Below are 14,132 nucleotides of genomic sequence, written 5' to 3'. Positions count from 1 at the left end.
GCACCAGCGGTGCAGTCGCAGTTCGGGACGCGGTCTACAGGGTGGCCCGGGCGGTTAAGCCAGAGACTGACCCTAGCGTGCTCGTGACGACATCGGCGGCCAGGGCATGGAGGTTGCGCCCGGTTCCCGGTCAATCCTAGCCCGCCAGCGCCAGCCTTCGCCGTAGCTCCGCACATGGGCGGCGGACACGAAAAAGCCCCGGCCGTTGCGGGTCGGGGCTGATCGGGCGCGTCTTGCGCACTTGGCGTGTGTCCGCGATTACCGTTCCTGAGTCAACCCTCAGGTCTTCTTCCCGATGACGAACCCGAAGGCGCCTGACACTACGGTCCCGAGAATGGTCAGGGCCTGAGGCTTAGATTCATCATTGGCGGGCAAGATAAAGAGGACCCCCAAAAGTGCGACAAGCGAGAGGGCGAAAGCTACGGCGCCGAAGTTTCCTGCCTTTTCCTCCCCGCCACCAAACAGCTTTCCTACGAGCCCAAGTTCAAGTTTGCGGGCCTCCCGAGCGTCCGAGGAAATTGATGCATCACGGGCCAAGTCTTTAGCTGGCTTGAGTACGTCAGCCATTAGCGTACCGTGAACGTGTATGCGAAGAATCGGCTAGTGCCCTTGGCTCCATGCACAGATTGCCAATACAGGGAAAATCCTAGCTGTCTCCCGCCAACTGTGCCGACATCCGGGACGGTGTAGGTCGCTCCCAGCGAATTTTCCGCGTTGATCAAGGTGATACGGACTGAGCCGGGCGAGATATCCTCGGCCTCAACCCTTTGTTCTCCGTCCCCCTGCTTCCAGTGTAGTTCAAATCTTAGACCGGATACAGTGATCGTGGCTGTGTTCTCTCCGACGTTGACGTGACCCCCGTTTCTCATCCAGCCATAACGAGAGTCCTAGGTTGATCTGAGCTGTGATCGGCTGGGTTGGCAAGAGGCCGGTCTGCGCAGCCATCAACCAGCGCAGCAGGCCGGCCGATGTGTCCGGTGAGCGCTTCTGCATAAGCCTGCGGCGTCAGCCACCCGAGCTTCGAGTGCGGACGCTGCTCGTTGTAATCGCGTCGCCACGCCTCCAGCACGGCGCGAGCGTGCGGCAGCGAGCGGAACAGCGTCTCGTTCAGCAGCTCGTCACGCAGCCGCCCGTTGAAGCTTTCGTTGAAGCCGTTCTGCTGGGGCTTGCCCGGCGCGATGTAGTGCCAGCCGACGCCGGTGTCGTCGGCCCAGGCCAGGACCGCGTTCGAGGTGTACTCCGTGCCGTTGTCGCTGACGATGGTGTCGGGCCGCCCTCGCTGCCGGATGACGGCGTCCAACTCCCGCACGACCCGCGCGCCCGACAGCGAGGTGTCGGCCACCAGCGCCAGGCACTCGCGCGTACAGTTATCGATCACCGTCAGGATGCGGAAGCGCCGCCCGTCCGTCAGCTGGTCTGCGACGAAGTCCAGCGACCAGCGCTGGTTGGGCGCCAGCGGCAGGTCCAGCGGTCGCCGCGTGCCCATCGCTCGCTTCCGGCCGCCGCGCCGGCGCACCGTCAGTTGCTCGTCGCGATAGATCCGCTGGACCCGTTTCCTGTTGACCGCATGGCCCTCGCGCCGCAGCAGCACGTGCAGGCGACGATAGCCGAACCGTCGACGTTCCTGGGCCAGGGCCTTCAGCCGGTCGCGCAGAGCGCCGTCGTCCGGGCGCGTCGCCTGATAGCGCACGCTCGTCCGATCGACGCCCAGAACACGGCACGCCCGCCTTTCGCTCATCTCGTAGGCGGCCTGCAGATGGCCAGCCGCCTCGCGATAGCCGGCGGGCGTCACCACTTTTTTCCCAGCAGGTCCTTCAGGGCCACGTTGTCCAGCATCGCGTCCGCCAGCATCCGCTTCAGCCGGGCGTTCTCATCCTCGAGCGCCTTGAGCCGCCGAGCCTCCGACACGTCGAGCCCGCCAAACTTGGCCTTCCATTTGTAAAAGGTCGCCGAGCTGACCCCGTGGCGTCGGCACACCTCCGCCGTCGCTACACCGGCCTCCTGCTCCCGCAGGATCCCGATGATCTGCTCTTCCGTGAACCTCGATCGCTTCATTCTGTCCGTCCTTCGTTGGGCGGACTCTAGCTATTCCTGGAGGAGTTTCAGGGGGTCACGTCAACGTCCATCACGACAGAGCCGTTCTCAATAATATCACGCCCGACTATAGCTACTGGCACGTCTCCTCCTTTCAATCTAACCCGTAGGCGATAGCGCACGCCTCTAACGCGAAAATCAAGTCCTCCCGGATACGCGCCTTCACCGATCCACTGGAAGTTAGGTCGCTCAGGTTCTGCCCCTTCCCGGCGATCTCCGTCAGCGCATGAATCGCCCGCATGGCCGGATGCCCGGCCGGCAGCCTGGGCAGGGCCCGCCGCTCCGTTTCCGTCGGCGCATCGACGCCGCAAATCATGAGGTGGATGCCGAAAACGCGTTCCTCGATCTCCCGGCGTTTGTGGTCCCAGCCGTCTCCGCCTCGGACGACGTTCAGCTTCTCCGGGTCCAGCTGGGGCGGGGTCAGCATCTTTTCCGGGTCGATCCGCTCGTAGTCGGCGCGGTAGAGCATCCCGGCCGCATGCTGGGTGCGAGTGATGGATCCGGCAGTGAGCAGGGTCTCCAGCCCGTCACGGGCGATACGCGGCGCTCCGACGGCACCCTCGACCTTTGACTTGCCGATGGCGTAGCCGCGCAGGGCCTCTAGGTCTCGGCGCTCTCCTAGCGCCGCTTCGACGTCATGGGCCGTCTGCTTGGCCTCGATCTCCTGCTCCAGCGCTTCCATGGTTCGGTGGCCGGCGCGTTGGACGTCGAGGCGCGGGCTGGCCAGCTGGTCCTGGGCGGCGGCGAACCGGCGAGCCTGGCCCTCGGTCAGCCTCACGCCGCGGATCATCACCGGTGCCGCATTGTCGTTCACTGCCGCGGGATGGTTGTCGTTGGCGCCGATGACGCGGGGCAGGGAGGGTTTCGCGTAGCGGCCCTTGCGGAGGCGGGCCTTTTGTTTCGAGAGCTTGCTCATGGAGCGAATCCTTGGATGACAGAGTGACGGGCCGACCGATCGGCTGGGAGGGGCGAATGGACCAAGAACTGCTGGTGGCGAGCCAACAGGCCGCGTGGGCTGCCCAATCGGCCGCCGAGGCCGCCTGGTGGGCGCTTCTTTTTAATGGACTTGCGGTAGCCGTGACCGGCGGAGCGTTTTGGTTCGCAGCCAGACAGTATTTCAAAGCCGCTCAGTTTGATCGCTTCCGGGCGACTGCGGCGTTGACCCGCTTCCTTGAGTTGGTCGAGCCAATCGCAGAATCGACAGCTCACGATGAGGATGGAATGATATGTGCCGACACCGCTTGGCCAGCCGTTTCGAACGGGCTGTTCGAGCGCGCTTTGGAACGTCTTCCGCTGATCAGCTTGGACCACGTCCCCGACCACGACATCGTCAACTACGCCGAAACGCTCCCCATGATCCTCACCCAGCTCAAGGAACAGTGGATGGGACTTCAGTGGGCCAATGCGAGAGTCCCAGCCAACACTCCGCAGGTTGTCTATATTCGAGAGGCTACAGATTACGCTCGGGCTTTGAGGAAAGCGATTCGATCCGGGGCGCGTCGTGATTGGAAGGCCCTGGCGCACTTCAAAACCATCTGTTGAGTTCAAGCGGCTTCTCCTCCGGCGAACAGGTCGGGTTTGGGATCGTTGGCGGCCGCCAGTCGCACGGTGAAGTTCCAGCGCTCGCAGATCGGGGCGAGGTCGGACTTGAGTTTTCCGAGCGCGAAAGGGTTGGCGGCGAGCAGAGCGCGGTTGGCGCCGTCCCATCGGGCCGGATCGACGTAGGACCGGGCGTAGGGCTCTCCGAGGCGGTCGGCAGTCCAGGCGCGAATATCGGGCGGGCCGTCGAACAAGGCGGCAGGCGCCGGGCCTGACGCTTGGTCCGCACTCGTCCCAGCCGGAAGCCAATGCTCCCATCGTCCATCCCTGAGCCAGCGGTCAAACGCTGGGGGGCCGCACTCGCCCTTGTGGGTCGTGTCTTCGGCGACGTAGCGCCGCACCGCCGCCAAGAGCCGATCATCGCCGCCGGCGCTCTTTGCCGCCGCGCGCCAAATCGGTTTGGTCTTGGCTTGCGATTTGGAGCGTGATCGACCCAGCGCAGGATAGGCTTTCCATGCGAGCGTGAACGCGTCGTCCGGCACCGGCCGGACAGAGGATGCGTTAGCATCCTTCTTTTCTTCTCTTGTCTTCTCTAGCGACTTAACCGCTTGTTTTTCCTCATTTGAGGTGTCGAGAAGTGCCGGGTTCTGTTCGACACTTGCCGACTTCTCCTCGACTTCTCCCGACTTCTCCCCGATCTGAGCCCGTCCAGAGCGTGTCCCAGCACCGCCCTTGACGGCCTTCCGCTCGGCTTCGAAAGCCTCGTCAGAGATGTAGGTGCGCCCCCCCTCTTCGAAAGAGATGAGGCGTCCTCGCTCCAGCAGGCGATTGATGATCGGGTTCAGCTTCTGGACCGCACAGCCGCACCAGTTCGCGATATAGCGGCGGTCGTCCTCAAGCGGGCGCCACGTCTGATAGAGCATGTCGAGGACGGTATTGTAGACGCCGCGCTCCTCGAGGCTGAGACCGATCATGCCGGACAGAGCCTTGTTTGGGTCGCGCCGATAGAAGTTCTCCCTCTTGGCCATCAGTCTTCACCATAGGGCATACGCGCGGTCTCATAGTCTGACCCCCGCGCGAGGTTTCCAAACCGGGTCGTTTCGGCGTCGAAGGCGAGTTTGACCGTGCCGATGGGGCCGTGACGTTGTTTGCCGATAATGACCTCGGCCTCGTGCTCCTTGATGGCCATTTCGGCTTGCCATTCCATGTGCTCGGCCGTGCCTTCTTTCGGCTCCGAGCGGCTGAGGTAATAGGCCTCGCGATAGACGAACATCACGGCGTCGGCGTCTTGCTCGATCGATCCCGACTCCCGAAGGTCGGAAAGCTGGGGCCGCTTGTCCTCGCGGTTCTCGACCTGGCGGGAGAGCTGCGACAGGGCGATGATCGGGACGTTCAGCTCCTTCGCCAGGGCTTTTAAGCCGCCGGTGATGGCCGTGACCTCTTGAACCCGTCCGATGCCCTTGGCGCCGTCTGTGGTGACGAGCTGAAGGTAATCCACGACGATCAGGTCCAGGCCGAACCTGCGCTTGTGGCGCCGGGCGCGGGCGGCGAGCTTGGCGATGTGCAGCCCGCCCGTCGCGTCGATGTGCAGCGGGATATTATCGATCAGGTCGCGGCATTCGCGGATGCGGCGAAACTCGGCCTCGTTGATCTGGCCTTTCCGCATCCGGTCGGACGACACGCCCGAGGCGTCGGCAAGGATGCGCTGGGCCAACTGCTCCTTGGACATTTCCAGGGACGCGAACAGAACCCGTCCGCCGGCAACGGTCTTTCGGCCGTCTGGCGCGTCGGCGTCCTCGACCCAGCGATAGTTCTTGGCTACGTTGAAGGCGATGTTGGTGGCAAGACTGGTCTTACCCATGGATGGACGACCGGCGAGGATCAGCAAGTCACTGTCGTGGAGGCCGCCTAGCTTCTGGTCCAGATCAACCAGATTGGTTGCAATGCCGGTCAACTGGCCATCGGAGCGGAAGGCGCCCTCAATAGCCTGCATGGCGCCGTCCAAGGCGCTGCTGAAGGTCTGGACGCCCTCTGACACGCTCCCGGTTTCAGCCAGGCCGTAGAGCGCCCCTTCGGCTTCCGACAGCAGATCCTTTGCTGCTCGATCCGGGTCCGGGGCATTGGTGATGATCTCGCCGCCGATGCGGATCAGCTCGCGGCGGATGGCGAGGTCATAGATCGACCGGGCATAGTCCTTGGCGTTTGCAGCAGGCGGGGCGCGGTCAACGAGGTCCGCCAGATAACGGAGCCCTCCGAACTCAGTGAAGGCCGGGTCATTGGTGAACCGCGTCATAAGGATGGTCGGGTCCGCCGCCGACCCTGCCGTGATGCTGGACGAAATGGCGTCGTATAGGCGCTGATGGAACGGCTCGTAGAAGTGCGAGCCGCGCAACCCATCGGGCAGGCGCTCGAACACGGCGTTGTCGAACATCAGGATGCCGAGAAGCGATTGCTCAGCCTCAAGATTTGACGGCAGGCTCTTGATAGCCTCGGCTTGGTCGCGGGGGTCCATCATGCCGCCTTCTCCGTGTCGAAGAGGGGGCCGCATTTGATCGCCTCGACGCGCTGGACGGCGGCGTCGGCGAAGCGGTTCAGTTGCTCTGCTGCGGCCGGGTTCTGCTTCTGGCGAGCCTTAGCCTCGCGGCGCAGCATGCGGGCGTAGTGGAGCTCGAGGTCGATGATGTCGCGGCGGTTCACGCTGCGCTCTCCAGCGGACCGTCGTCGTTGGCGAACAGGTCGAACAGAGAGGGGATGGCTAGCTCGCGCTCAGCGATCTGCAGGTGCTTCACGCCGTCGAGGAAGTAGGTCGGGTTCAGCTCGGCGGCGCGGCCTTTACGGCCCAGGCGGATGGCGCGATTGGGGACCGTGAACAGCCCGCCGAACGGGTCGTAGACGGTCTCGCCCTTCATGCTCCACCGCTCGATGCAGCGGTCCACGATGTCGAACTGCAGGGGACAGATGTGGTTCTCAAGGCCGCGCTTGGACTGCTCGCCGTTCAGCGTGAGCATGCGGGTCACGTCGTGCCAGACGTCCGGGTCGTTCGATCCTGGCGCCAGGGCCATGAACGTCGACGGCAGGGCCCCGCGCAGCTCCAGGGCTTCACCGATACGGATGTGGGCCTCGTAGTCGTAGACGCCGGCGAGGCTGGCGGCCGTGAAGGCCTTCACCAGCTTGTCGGGCGACAGCTTCGCCATCTCGTCGGGCGACAGGTGCCGATCGCCCGAGGACCGCCAGAATGCGTGAGCATCGACCTGCCAGCGCGCCAGGCTGTAATCCGCCTTCGACCGAGCGATGCGCTGGTCGGCATAGCCCTTCGACAGATCCGTCTGCGGCTTGAAGAACAGGCAGACGTATTCGGGCGAGCCGACGCCCATCTTCGACCCGTCCTTGCACATCTCGGTGTAGCCGAGGCGGTAGGTCTGATTGTTCTCGCGGACCACGTCCGTCACGACGGTGATCATGCCGGCGAAGACGAAGCCGTGCTTCTGGTAGTGGGCGATGGTCTCGGCGTGGAAGGGCGAGACGGACGGCCGACCGTAGCCGGTGACGCTGCCGAACAGGATCCGGTCCTTAACGTGGATTGCAGCGATCCGGCCGGGCGCCAGGACGCGGAACAGCTCCGGCGTCAGGAAGTCCATTTGGGACCAGAAGTGGCCGTTGTCGTCGGTGTGGCCGAAGTCGGCGTAGTTGGGGCTGTACTCGTAGTGGTTGGCGAAGGGGATCGAAGTCACGATCAGGTCGACCGAGTTCTCCGCCATGGAGCGGGTTTCCTCCACGCAATCGTTGTTCGCGACGATCCAACCCTCGCCGGACGCCTCCACTCGCTCAACGCCCGTCGCCCTGGCGAACTCGGCGCCCATCTCACGATGGTTCAGCCCGTACTTGCGGATGATGTCGGACATGATCTGGCGAAGCTCCTTGTCGCGGGCCCACTTCGCTTCCAGGTCGCGGCGGACCTCGCGCTCGGTCTCGGCGTAGACGATGTCGATCTCGACGGGCTGCGTCTGGCCGAAGCGCTGGATGCGGTGGATGGCTTGGATGAAGTCGTTGAACTTGAAGCCGACGCCGGCGAACACGGCGCGATGGCAGTGGCGTTGAAAGTTGCAGCCGGATCCGGCGATCACCGGCTTGGCGGCGAGGTCGCGAATTTTGCCGTCGGAGAAGTCGATGATCGCCTGCTCTCGGGCGTCCAGGTCCTGCGTGCCGTAGATCGACGTGACGCCCGGCACGGCTGCTTCTAGAGCGCGGCGCTCGTCCTCGAGGTCGTGCCAGAGGATGAAATGATCACCAGGGCTGGCGGCACGGATCTCGGCCACCTTGGCGATCCGAGCCGGCAGGGTGTCCCGCCGCTCTTTCGCCGCCTGCGCCAAGCCCATCGCCGCGTTCTTGAACAGGGCGATCTGGCCGTCGCGGTCAGCTTCGGTGGCGGTCAGGTCCGTCTGGACCTCATGCCAGCGCACGCTGATCTCGGGCAGCTCATAGCCGTCATCGCTGAAGCCGAGGTCGGTGGGCTTCTGCAGGAAGATCGCCCAGCTGTTCACCCACAGCCAGAACTCGCGTTCTTTGTGCGGGTACAGCGTCAGATCGCCGGCCTTCTCGCTGTTCCGCTGGAAAAAGCGGGTCAGGGCCTGGCCGGTGTCCATGATGCCCAGGAAGCCGGCGTAGTGGATCAGCTCCTTGAAGCGGTTCGGCGAAGGCGTGGCCGTGGCGACGTGGCGGTAGGGTACGGCGTCGAACAGCGGCAGGAACGTCTGGAAGGTCTTGGAGCCGAACGAGCGAAGGCAAGACGCCTCGTCCAGCGACGCCCAAGTGAAGGCGGCCGGGTCGACCTTGCCGTCCCTTACGCTCTCATAGTTGGTCAGGCTGATCCCGGCGCCGGCGTCGTCGGTCGACCGGATGAAGCGGGGCTCGGCGTCCCATCCCAGGACCTGCACGGCGTCGCGCTTGAACTCCTGGCGCACGCCGAGGGGCAGGACAATCAGGCCGCGCTGATCCATGCCGTGGACGCGATGCGCTTCCTCGAGCATCAGTCGGCCTGTCTCAAGCTGGATTGTCGTCTTGCCGAGGCCGAAGGCGGTGAAGTAGGCGCGCCGGCCGCCACGGACGCCCCAGCGGGTAATGGCGGCGGCGTGCGGCTTCATGGCCGGGTTGATCCGGGCCGGATCGATGTCGAAGCCCGTCTCCTGCGCCGGCGGCGACTTGGCGACGATGAACTCGCGATAGGCGTCACTCATCGGCCGCGCCCCTATCGTTCGCCGCCTTGGTCAGCTTGGCGAAGGCCTGTTCGGCCGCGGCGCTCTTGATGGCGCGGGGCAGCCTAAAGACGGCGCACACATCGGCGGCGACGCTGTTCAGGGCCGTGGCGGTCTCGACCCGGCCGATGATGGGCCAGCGATATTCGGCTGCGACGTCGATCAGATCTCCAAGGATAGCTGCCCGCTCCCGGGGGCATTCCAGGCCGGCGAGAATGGCGGTGACGGCCTTCCGCGCTTCCATGCGTAGGTACATGGCGCGACGGGCCCGCTTGGCCTTCGAGGCTGGAGCCTCGCGGGCCCGGTCGATCCGGTCGACGATGATGCGTTCCTGACGGCTCATCCGATCCAGTCCCCGTCGTCGTTGGCTCCGGTCACCCGGGCGAATTCGGTTTGCAGGATCGATCGCAGACCGTGGCGGCCGCATTGGTCGTGGATCGTGCGCATAATCCCGTTCAGACGGGCGCGGTTGATGGCGATGTCGTCGGCCTTCCGGCGCATCTCCCTGGCGGCTTCCAAGGGCGTCATGCGACCGCTCTCCCGTCATCCCAGATCGATCCGAACGGGTCGTTGGCGGGCTTTGCTTTAGGCGTGGCGATCCGGTCGTGACGGGTGAAGCTCGAGACCGGCGAGCGGGATCGATAGGGCTGGATCGAGGACACCGCCATTTCGTGGTGGCCTTCGCAATAGACCTTGGCCGCGCCGACCCCGCCGACGACGGGATTGCAGCAATAGTGCAGGGCCAGGCCGGACCCGATGGGCCATTTGCAGCCGCGCGTCGCTTGCAAGAAGGGCGTGGCGTTCGGGCTCTTCACCTCGGAACGTTCGACCCTGGCGATAATCGCTTGGCCCTGCGCAGACTTCTCGGCGCGCTGTTGCGGGGTCGAATCCGACCGGGACTTTGTCAGGTTGATGGGAGCAGCCGCCAGGCTCTTCGGGGTAGCGGATGCTCTCGACGGCTTCCGCACGGGCGCCGATGGTTTGCCGCGACCAGCCTTTGCCCAGCCGCGGCGGGTGATCTGGCCAATGACGATGTTCCGGTTCCAGTCGCCTCCCATCCGGCGGGCGATCTCGGATGCCGAAAGGCCTTCATCGCACCACAGCCTTCGGATCGTCTCCATGTCCTGGGGGCTGTATTTCCGCTGCTGGGAGACGTGGCGGGCCGACAGACCGAGCCGAACGCGCCAGTCATGCATCGTTGCCCTGGCGATGCCGATTTCGGTCCCGATGTCTTCGTATGAGGCCCCTTCGTTCCAAAGCCGGATGAAGAGGTGTTCCTTCTGCGTCAGCGGTCTGTTCATGCGGCCCTCCCGGCCATGAAATTGATGGGATCCCAGCGGCCGGCCAACTTCGGGTGGCGCATCCGGAGAGCGCAGAGCCAGACACCGAAGGCGTCGGCTTCATCCGAGGCTTCTTCGCCCTGGTGGGTGTAGGTGTGGGGGTTCAGGCCGAAGGCGCGGCAGGCGCGGACCATTTCGGCCTTCTTGGCGTTGCCCTTGCCGGTGAGCGCCTGCTTCACCTGCGAAGGTTGAAGCTCCTTGCACTCCAGCTTCTCGCGGTCAGCGATGGCCTCAAGCATTGCCGCCAAGCCCTGCAGCTTGCGGGTCGTGATGATGCTGACGCCGCCTTCGACCTTCTTGGTCTCGCGATTGAACTTGGCGCGGGGCAACACGGGCGCCTCGAAGACTATCAGCGTCGGCTCTACGAGAGCGATCAGCGCCCGGATCCGGTCTTCGAAGTCATTGACGAAGCGCCCGACCTCGTCCCCCGTCGAGGGCAGCCGGAAGTGTTCCAACGTCGGGACTTCGCCGGTGTCGGCGGCCCCGAAGCAGACGCCCGTTTGGGTGGCGAGGTCGAGCGCTAAGATCATCAGGCAGCCGCTTCCTGATCCGAGGCGGCCTCGTCGTCGTTGACCGGCTCGAACGAGACGGCCGACGGCTTTATGCCGGTGTCCTTATGGTCGGGCTTGCCGCCTGCTTCTGCGAACGCCCACGCCAGCTTTTCCTGACCGGCATGGTATCCACGCAGCCAGGCCTGAGCGTGATGCGGGGCGTACTGATCCGGCATGGTGCTGTCGTCGCCACGAAGGCCGGCGGTGTAGCCGTGGCCCTCGACCGTCAGTTCGTCGATGGCTGCGGAAGGGGTGTTTTCGAACAGATCGGCCTGGGAGCCAGCCGGGAGACCAGCCCAGGTCCGCAGTTTCGCCCGGCGCTCTTCCTCGGCCGTCAGATCACGGCGGCTGGCGGCGCCGTCGTCCAAGATCGCCTGCAGTTCCTTGCGAGTGAACTTGTCGGCCTTCGCCAGGGCAAACAGGTCGTTCATGACCGATCGTTCTGCGTCGTAGGCAGCCTTGGCGGTCGCCACCTTGTTCTGCTGGGTCCGCAGCTTGTTCAGATGCGACAGGAAGACGGCTTCCATGTTGTCGCTGTTCGGGATCGACTTGGCGTCGTCTCCGTCGGGGGTGGCTTTCAGCTTTTTGGCCATCTGGGCCTCCATCAAGACCGCTCAACGGGGCGGTCGGTCCCGTCGGTCAGCGCTCTCGCGGATCGTGCGAGGCGAAGGAGATCAGGCCGGTGACGCCATGGGCGAAGGCCTGGAATGCTCTGTGGAGGCCGTAGAGGAGGGCGCCGGCCATCACGCCACCCTCCGGCCGTCGGTCGCGTTCTCGGCGGCCCGGCGGACGGCGCGAACCCGCTCGAGGGCGTCTTCGGCGTCGCGCTCCGCCCGGGCGATGGCGTCGAGATCGTTGGGGGAGAGGCTGCCGTCGGTCAGGGCTTCCCGCACGGCCGTGACGACGTCCATGCTCTCCTGGGCCAGGTCGAACGCCAGCTCCTTGAGGCAACCCGTGACCTTAGTTGGCAACATCCGGCGCTCGGCGATGGCGCCGGAGTAGACCGGGCCCTGGCCTGCGTATTCCTCTAAGGCGTCCATGACGTCGGCCGGCATGGTCGAGGGGTCTTCGGGATTTTGATACCCGGACAGGGCCGACTTGCGGACCCGGCAGGCGGTCGCGGCCTCTTCCAGACCGCCGCAATGGTCGATCAGCTCGCGGGCGAGCCGGGCGTGTTCACGATGGCTGAGCTTGTTCATGGACTGCGGATGTTCCGGGCGGGTTTCCAGATGACCGTCGGCGCCGGTCAGGCGACAGACGGCGAAGGTTGTTCGGGAGTGGGCGCGTGTTCAGAGTTCGCGGGGTCAGGCTGTGGCTGGGCTATGCCGATGCTGGCGAGGACCCGGACGTTGGGCCGCTGCGCGAGATCGAGGTGCTCTGCGGCTTGGCGCTGGGCGGCGATGACGCCCCGGAGAATGGGGCGGTGCGCCTGGACCGCGTCAGCGAGGTAAGCCAGCGTCGCCAGGGCATCCGCTTGGCGGCCCTCGGCGGCCATCTTCTCGATGTCGCAGATCAGCCCATAGGCAGCGTCGGCGGTGCAGAGCGCTTCGACGACCAGAGGGAGGCGGGGCGGTGAGGGGCGCACGTCAGGCCGCCTCGCCGGAGCGGGTGTCGTCGTTGGCGGCGTCTAGCCAAGCCTTGGGCGGGATTCCGAACTCAACCTCGACTTGGACAGCGAGCTTCAGGGAGGGCGTGCGCAGACCCGCGAGCAGCTGGTGAGCGTACGGCTTGCTCACGCCAATGCGCTGCAGGTCGGTGGCCTTGAGATCGCTCGGATGCTTCGTCATGCGAGTGAAGATATGCAATATGCATACCTGCTGGCAAGCGGAAAGGTATGCAATCTGCGTGACGACCCGAAAGCGGGGAGGATGCAGAATGCCTACATGGCCGAGGACACCAACCATCTTGCCGCGTGGCGCGCCTTCCGGCACCTGACCCAGGCTGAACTGGCTGAGAAGGTGGACACTACGAAGGCCGTCATCTCCAACCTGGAGACCGGCGCGAGGGGTCTTTCAGATAAGTGGCTACGGCGCCTGGCGCCCGCTCTGGGGACTACGCCGGGGATGCTGCTGGACCACGATCCCAACGATCTGCCAACCGGCGTGCTCGAAACTTGGGCGGCGATCCCCGAGGAGAGCAAGGCTCAGGCGTTGAGGGTGCTGGAGAGCTTCAAGCGAACGGGGACGGAGGGCTAGAAGCTTGGATGCGATTGACGAACTGCGAATGAAGATTTCCATTTTGGAGTCTCAAATCGCAATGCTGAGCATCGACCGGTCCACCAACGAGAGCGTGAAGGCTCTTGAAGAGCGGGTGACCAAGTTAGAGGCTCAGCTGCCTGCCGTAGAGATGCGCGCCCTTGACGCGGAGATGCAAGCCGTCGTTTCCGGTAGCCAAGCCTCCTTGCTTAGGGATGCGCTGCTCCGGCTTACAAATCAGGTAGCAATCGTTGCAGCGACGCTGGGATCGGCGATCCACGCCCTTAAGCGTGGAGACGCGCAACAGTCCACATCTGCCTTGGCCGACGCACTCGATAGCCAAGCGCGCCTTGGTGCCATGTTGAACGAGATCTCGGGGAAACACCGTTGACCGTTCACAGCTTCGAGGAGGCGCGGCGAGAGCGCGAGGAAGCCTTCTTCCCAGACACCGATCCGCCCTTGAAGCGAGGCAACGGCGGTGGCACATCTGACGGGATGGACGGATGGCAACAATCAGTCGAGACGCGACTTGCCGATCTGGGGAATGATGTTCGAGACCTCCGCCGCTGGTTTGGGGGTGGTGTGATCTTGCTGCTGGGAGCTTTCGCAGCGGGTTTTCTAGCTCTGCAAGCCGAGACCCGGCACCAGTCTGACCAAACTGATGACAAGTTGACAGCGATTGATCAGAGGCTCGACAAAATGGCCGAAAGTCAGGCTCGGATAGAGACTATGTTGGCCGAACGGCAGCAGAGCAGCCGCACTATCCGTTAGACTTGGGGGTGCGGCGCTTCCCCATAGGTGGCCAGCACATCCGCTTCATCCCAATGATCAGCCGCCGGTTCTCCACGTAGCGTGAATACGGCCACGCCTGAAGCGTCGCCGGCCTTGAACTCGCCGTAGGCCTTCGCCGCCTCTTCCGTCAGGAACTGTTCGACTGGGCCGCCCTCCAGGCGCCCGTCGACGCGCCAGAAGATCTGCACGCAGTGGATCGTCTTTCTGGCCATCCGCCTGTCTCCTCTTCCCCGGTAACGACTCGTCGGTTTCTCGTGAGAGTCGAGTCCCAGATCGCATCCCTGCGTCCAATCCTGACGTACCGTGCGAGCGGACAGTATGCAAAATGCAAACTTTCTTGTTGCGCCGGCGATATGCAATATGCATACT

The 14,132-nt window shown here is 64.4% G+C and carries 21 protein-coding genes; 5 read left to right on the top strand and 16 right to left on the bottom strand.

The annotated features are described in order from the left end of the window. Positions 1 to 279: 279 nt before the first annotated feature. From ACZ5M6_RS13055 to ACZ5M6_RS13040, 4 genes are all read right to left on the bottom strand, one after another. A complete protein-coding gene (locus ACZ5M6_RS13055) occupies positions 280 to 567 on the bottom strand; it encodes a hypothetical protein (RefSeq protein ID WP_464158847.1) in 288 nt (95 codons plus the stop codon). Beyond that, positions 567 to 869 (bottom strand): DUF6864 domain-containing function, encoded by a 303-nt coding sequence (locus ACZ5M6_RS13050; RefSeq protein WP_464158846.1) that lies wholly within the window; start codon positions 867 to 869, stop codon positions 567 to 569. The genes ACZ5M6_RS13055 and ACZ5M6_RS13050 overlap by 1 nt, the downstream gene beginning before the upstream one ends. Then, positions 866 to 2,055 (bottom strand): IS3 family transposase gene (locus tag ACZ5M6_RS13045; protein ID WP_165906610.1). Its coding sequence is split into 2 segments (ribosomal slippage): positions 866 to 1,803 and positions 1,803 to 2,055, totalling 1,191 coding nucleotides; the frame shifts between segments, so codons are not numbered across the junction. The genes ACZ5M6_RS13050 and ACZ5M6_RS13045 overlap by 4 nt, the downstream gene beginning before the upstream one ends. 133 nt (positions 2,056 to 2,188) lie before the next feature. After that, complete coding sequence (locus tag ACZ5M6_RS13040) at positions 2,189 to 3,010, bottom strand: hypothetical protein (protein ID WP_464158845.1); 822 nt, start codon at positions 3,008 to 3,010, stop codon at positions 2,189 to 2,191. 56 nt (positions 3,011 to 3,066) lie between these two features. Here ACZ5M6_RS13040 and ACZ5M6_RS13035 point away from each other — a divergent pair, with 56 nt between their 5' ends. After that, positions 3,067 to 3,636: a hypothetical protein gene (locus ACZ5M6_RS13035; RefSeq protein ID WP_464158844.1), complete on the top strand. Its 570-nt coding sequence runs from the start codon at positions 3,067 to 3,069 to the stop codon at positions 3,634 to 3,636. A gap of 2 nt (positions 3,637 to 3,638) precedes the next feature. On the opposite strand, the gene ACZ5M6_RS13030 is transcribed toward ACZ5M6_RS13035, so the two are convergent. The 10 genes from ACZ5M6_RS13030 to ACZ5M6_RS12985 form a co-directional block, all read right to left on the bottom strand. Further along, positions 3,639 to 4,661, bottom strand: coding sequence for a DUF1376 domain-containing protein (locus ACZ5M6_RS13030; RefSeq protein ID WP_464158843.1), 1,023 nt, complete (start codon positions 4,659 to 4,661; stop codon positions 3,639 to 3,641). Beyond that, positions 4,661 to 6,148 carry a replicative DNA helicase gene (locus ACZ5M6_RS13025; RefSeq protein ID WP_464158842.1) on the bottom strand — a complete coding sequence of 496 codons (1,488 nt, stop codon included), beginning with the start codon at positions 6,146 to 6,148 and terminating at the stop codon, positions 4,661 to 4,663. Before ACZ5M6_RS13025 ends, ACZ5M6_RS13030 begins: the two co-directional genes overlap by 1 nt. Then, positions 6,145 to 6,330 (bottom strand): hypothetical protein, encoded by a 186-nt coding sequence (locus ACZ5M6_RS13020; protein WP_464158841.1) that lies wholly within the window; start codon positions 6,328 to 6,330, stop codon positions 6,145 to 6,147. Before ACZ5M6_RS13020 ends, ACZ5M6_RS13025 begins: the two co-directional genes overlap by 4 nt. Beyond that, a complete protein-coding gene (locus tag ACZ5M6_RS13015) occupies positions 6,327 to 8,867 on the bottom strand; it encodes a DNA methyltransferase (protein WP_464158840.1) in 2,541 nt (846 codons plus the stop codon). The genes ACZ5M6_RS13020 and ACZ5M6_RS13015 overlap by 4 nt, the downstream gene beginning before the upstream one ends. Then, positions 8,860 to 9,228, bottom strand: coding sequence for a hypothetical protein (locus tag ACZ5M6_RS13010; RefSeq protein ID WP_464158839.1), 369 nt, complete (start codon positions 9,226 to 9,228; stop codon positions 8,860 to 8,862). Before ACZ5M6_RS13010 ends, ACZ5M6_RS13015 begins: the two co-directional genes overlap by 8 nt. Beyond that, positions 9,225 to 9,413 (bottom strand): hypothetical protein, encoded by a 189-nt coding sequence (locus ACZ5M6_RS13005; protein ID WP_464158838.1) that lies wholly within the window; start codon positions 9,411 to 9,413, stop codon positions 9,225 to 9,227. Before ACZ5M6_RS13005 ends, ACZ5M6_RS13010 begins: the two co-directional genes overlap by 4 nt. Then, a complete protein-coding gene (locus ACZ5M6_RS13000; protein WP_464158837.1) occupies positions 9,410 to 10,186 on the bottom strand; it encodes a GcrA family cell cycle regulator in 777 nt (258 codons plus the stop codon). The genes ACZ5M6_RS13005 and ACZ5M6_RS13000 overlap by 4 nt, the downstream gene beginning before the upstream one ends. Next, positions 10,183 to 10,755 (bottom strand): hypothetical protein, encoded by a 573-nt coding sequence (locus ACZ5M6_RS12995; RefSeq protein WP_464158836.1) that lies wholly within the window; start codon positions 10,753 to 10,755, stop codon positions 10,183 to 10,185. Before ACZ5M6_RS12995 ends, ACZ5M6_RS13000 begins: the two co-directional genes overlap by 4 nt. Then, the gene (locus tag ACZ5M6_RS12990) at positions 10,755 to 11,369 is read right to left on the bottom strand and encodes a hypothetical protein (RefSeq protein ID WP_464158835.1); all 615 of its coding nucleotides are present in this window, start codon (positions 11,367 to 11,369) and stop codon (positions 10,755 to 10,757) included. The genes ACZ5M6_RS12995 and ACZ5M6_RS12990 overlap by 1 nt, the downstream gene beginning before the upstream one ends. Positions 11,370 to 11,519: 150 nt before the next feature. Then, entirely contained in the window at positions 11,520 to 11,975 is a 456-nt protein-coding gene (locus ACZ5M6_RS12985; RefSeq protein ID WP_464158834.1) for a hypothetical protein, read from the bottom strand. Positions 11,976 to 12,061: 86 nt separating this feature from the next. Here ACZ5M6_RS12985 and ACZ5M6_RS12980 point away from each other — a divergent pair, with 86 nt between their 5' ends. Beyond that, the gene (locus ACZ5M6_RS12980; RefSeq protein WP_464158833.1) at positions 12,062 to 12,352 is read left to right on the top strand and encodes a hypothetical protein; all 291 of its coding nucleotides are present in this window, start codon (positions 12,062 to 12,064) and stop codon (positions 12,350 to 12,352) included. A 10-nt stretch (positions 12,353 to 12,362) separates the two neighbouring features. On the opposite strand, the gene ACZ5M6_RS12975 is transcribed toward ACZ5M6_RS12980, so the two are convergent. Further along, complete coding sequence (locus tag ACZ5M6_RS12975; RefSeq protein WP_464158832.1) at positions 12,363 to 12,581, bottom strand: hypothetical protein; 219 nt, start codon at positions 12,579 to 12,581, stop codon at positions 12,363 to 12,365. A gap of 63 nt (positions 12,582 to 12,644) precedes the next feature. On the opposite strand from ACZ5M6_RS12975, the gene ACZ5M6_RS12970 reads away from it, so the two are divergent. The 3 genes from ACZ5M6_RS12970 to ACZ5M6_RS12960 are packed head-to-tail and all read left to right on the top strand — an operon-like array spanning position 12,645 to position 13,742. Next, the gene (locus ACZ5M6_RS12970) at positions 12,645 to 12,971 is read left to right on the top strand and encodes a helix-turn-helix domain-containing protein (protein WP_464158831.1); all 327 of its coding nucleotides are present in this window, start codon (positions 12,645 to 12,647) and stop codon (positions 12,969 to 12,971) included. 28 nt (positions 12,972 to 12,999) lie between these two features. Next, on the top strand, positions 13,000 to 13,362 hold the full coding sequence (locus ACZ5M6_RS12965) for a hypothetical protein (protein WP_464158830.1): 363 nt from the start codon (positions 13,000 to 13,002) through the stop codon (positions 13,360 to 13,362). Continuing rightward, positions 13,359 to 13,742 (top strand): hypothetical protein, encoded by a 384-nt coding sequence (locus ACZ5M6_RS12960; RefSeq protein WP_464158829.1) that lies wholly within the window; start codon positions 13,359 to 13,361, stop codon positions 13,740 to 13,742. The genes ACZ5M6_RS12965 and ACZ5M6_RS12960 overlap by 4 nt, the downstream gene beginning before the upstream one ends. On the opposite strand, the gene ACZ5M6_RS12955 is transcribed toward ACZ5M6_RS12960, so the two are convergent. Beyond that, entirely contained in the window at positions 13,739 to 13,975 is a 237-nt protein-coding gene (locus ACZ5M6_RS12955; protein ID WP_464158828.1) for a hypothetical protein, read from the bottom strand. The genes ACZ5M6_RS12960 and ACZ5M6_RS12955 overlap by 4 nt on opposite strands. Positions 13,976 to 14,132: the final 157 nt, after the last annotated feature.

Source organism: Brevundimonas sp. Br13 (assembly GCF_055391505.1).
The sequence above is the reverse complement of the archived record's forward strand: the minus strand, read 5'-3'. Positions and strand labels throughout refer to the sequence as shown.

Bases quoted from the DNA above. Each gene is read 5' to 3' on its own strand.
- ACZ5M6_RS12995 (WP_464158836.1), bottom strand. From the start codon at position 10,755: ATGATCTTAGCGCTCGACCTCGCCACCCAAACGGGCGTCTGCTTCGGG.
- ACZ5M6_RS13040 (WP_464158845.1), bottom strand. From the start codon at position 3,010: ATGAGCAAGCTCTCGAAACAAAAGGCCCGCCTCCGCAAGGGCCGCTAC.
- ACZ5M6_RS12990 (WP_464158835.1), bottom strand. From the start codon at position 11,369: ATGGCCAAAAAGCTGAAAGCCACCCCCGACGGAGACGACGCCAAGTCG.
- ACZ5M6_RS12965 (WP_464158830.1), top strand. From the start codon at position 13,000: ATGAAGATTTCCATTTTGGAGTCTCAAATCGCAATGCTGAGCATCGAC.
- ACZ5M6_RS13025 (WP_464158842.1), bottom strand. From the start codon at position 6,148: ATGATGGACCCCCGCGACCAAGCCGAGGCTATCAAGAGCCTGCCGTCA.
- ACZ5M6_RS12985 (WP_464158834.1), bottom strand. From the start codon at position 11,975: ATGAACAAGCTCAGCCATCGTGAACACGCCCGGCTCGCCCGCGAGCTG.
- ACZ5M6_RS13005 (WP_464158838.1), bottom strand. From the start codon at position 9,413: ATGACGCCCTTGGAAGCCGCCAGGGAGATGCGCCGGAAGGCCGACGAC.
- ACZ5M6_RS13010 (WP_464158839.1), bottom strand. From the start codon at position 9,228: ATGAGCCGTCAGGAACGCATCATCGTCGACCGGATCGACCGGGCCCGC.
- ACZ5M6_RS13030 (WP_464158843.1), bottom strand. From the start codon at position 4,661: ATGGCCAAGAGGGAGAACTTCTATCGGCGCGACCCAAACAAGGCTCTG.
- ACZ5M6_RS13000 (WP_464158837.1), bottom strand. From the start codon at position 10,186: ATGAACAGACCGCTGACGCAGAAGGAACACCTCTTCATCCGGCTTTGG.
- ACZ5M6_RS13055 (WP_464158847.1), bottom strand. From the start codon at position 567: ATGGCTGACGTACTCAAGCCAGCTAAAGACTTGGCCCGTGATGCATCA.
- ACZ5M6_RS13050 (WP_464158846.1), bottom strand. From the start codon at position 869: ATGAGAAACGGGGGTCACGTCAACGTCGGAGAGAACACAGCCACGATC.
- ACZ5M6_RS13015 (WP_464158840.1), bottom strand. From the start codon at position 8,867: ATGAGTGACGCCTATCGCGAGTTCATCGTCGCCAAGTCGCCGCCGGCG.
- ACZ5M6_RS12970 (WP_464158831.1), top strand. From the start codon at position 12,645: ATGCAGAATGCCTACATGGCCGAGGACACCAACCATCTTGCCGCGTGG.
- ACZ5M6_RS12955 (WP_464158828.1), bottom strand. From the start codon at position 13,975: ATGGCCAGAAAGACGATCCACTGCGTGCAGATCTTCTGGCGCGTCGAC.
- ACZ5M6_RS13035 (WP_464158844.1), top strand. From the start codon at position 3,067: ATGGACCAAGAACTGCTGGTGGCGAGCCAACAGGCCGCGTGGGCTGCC.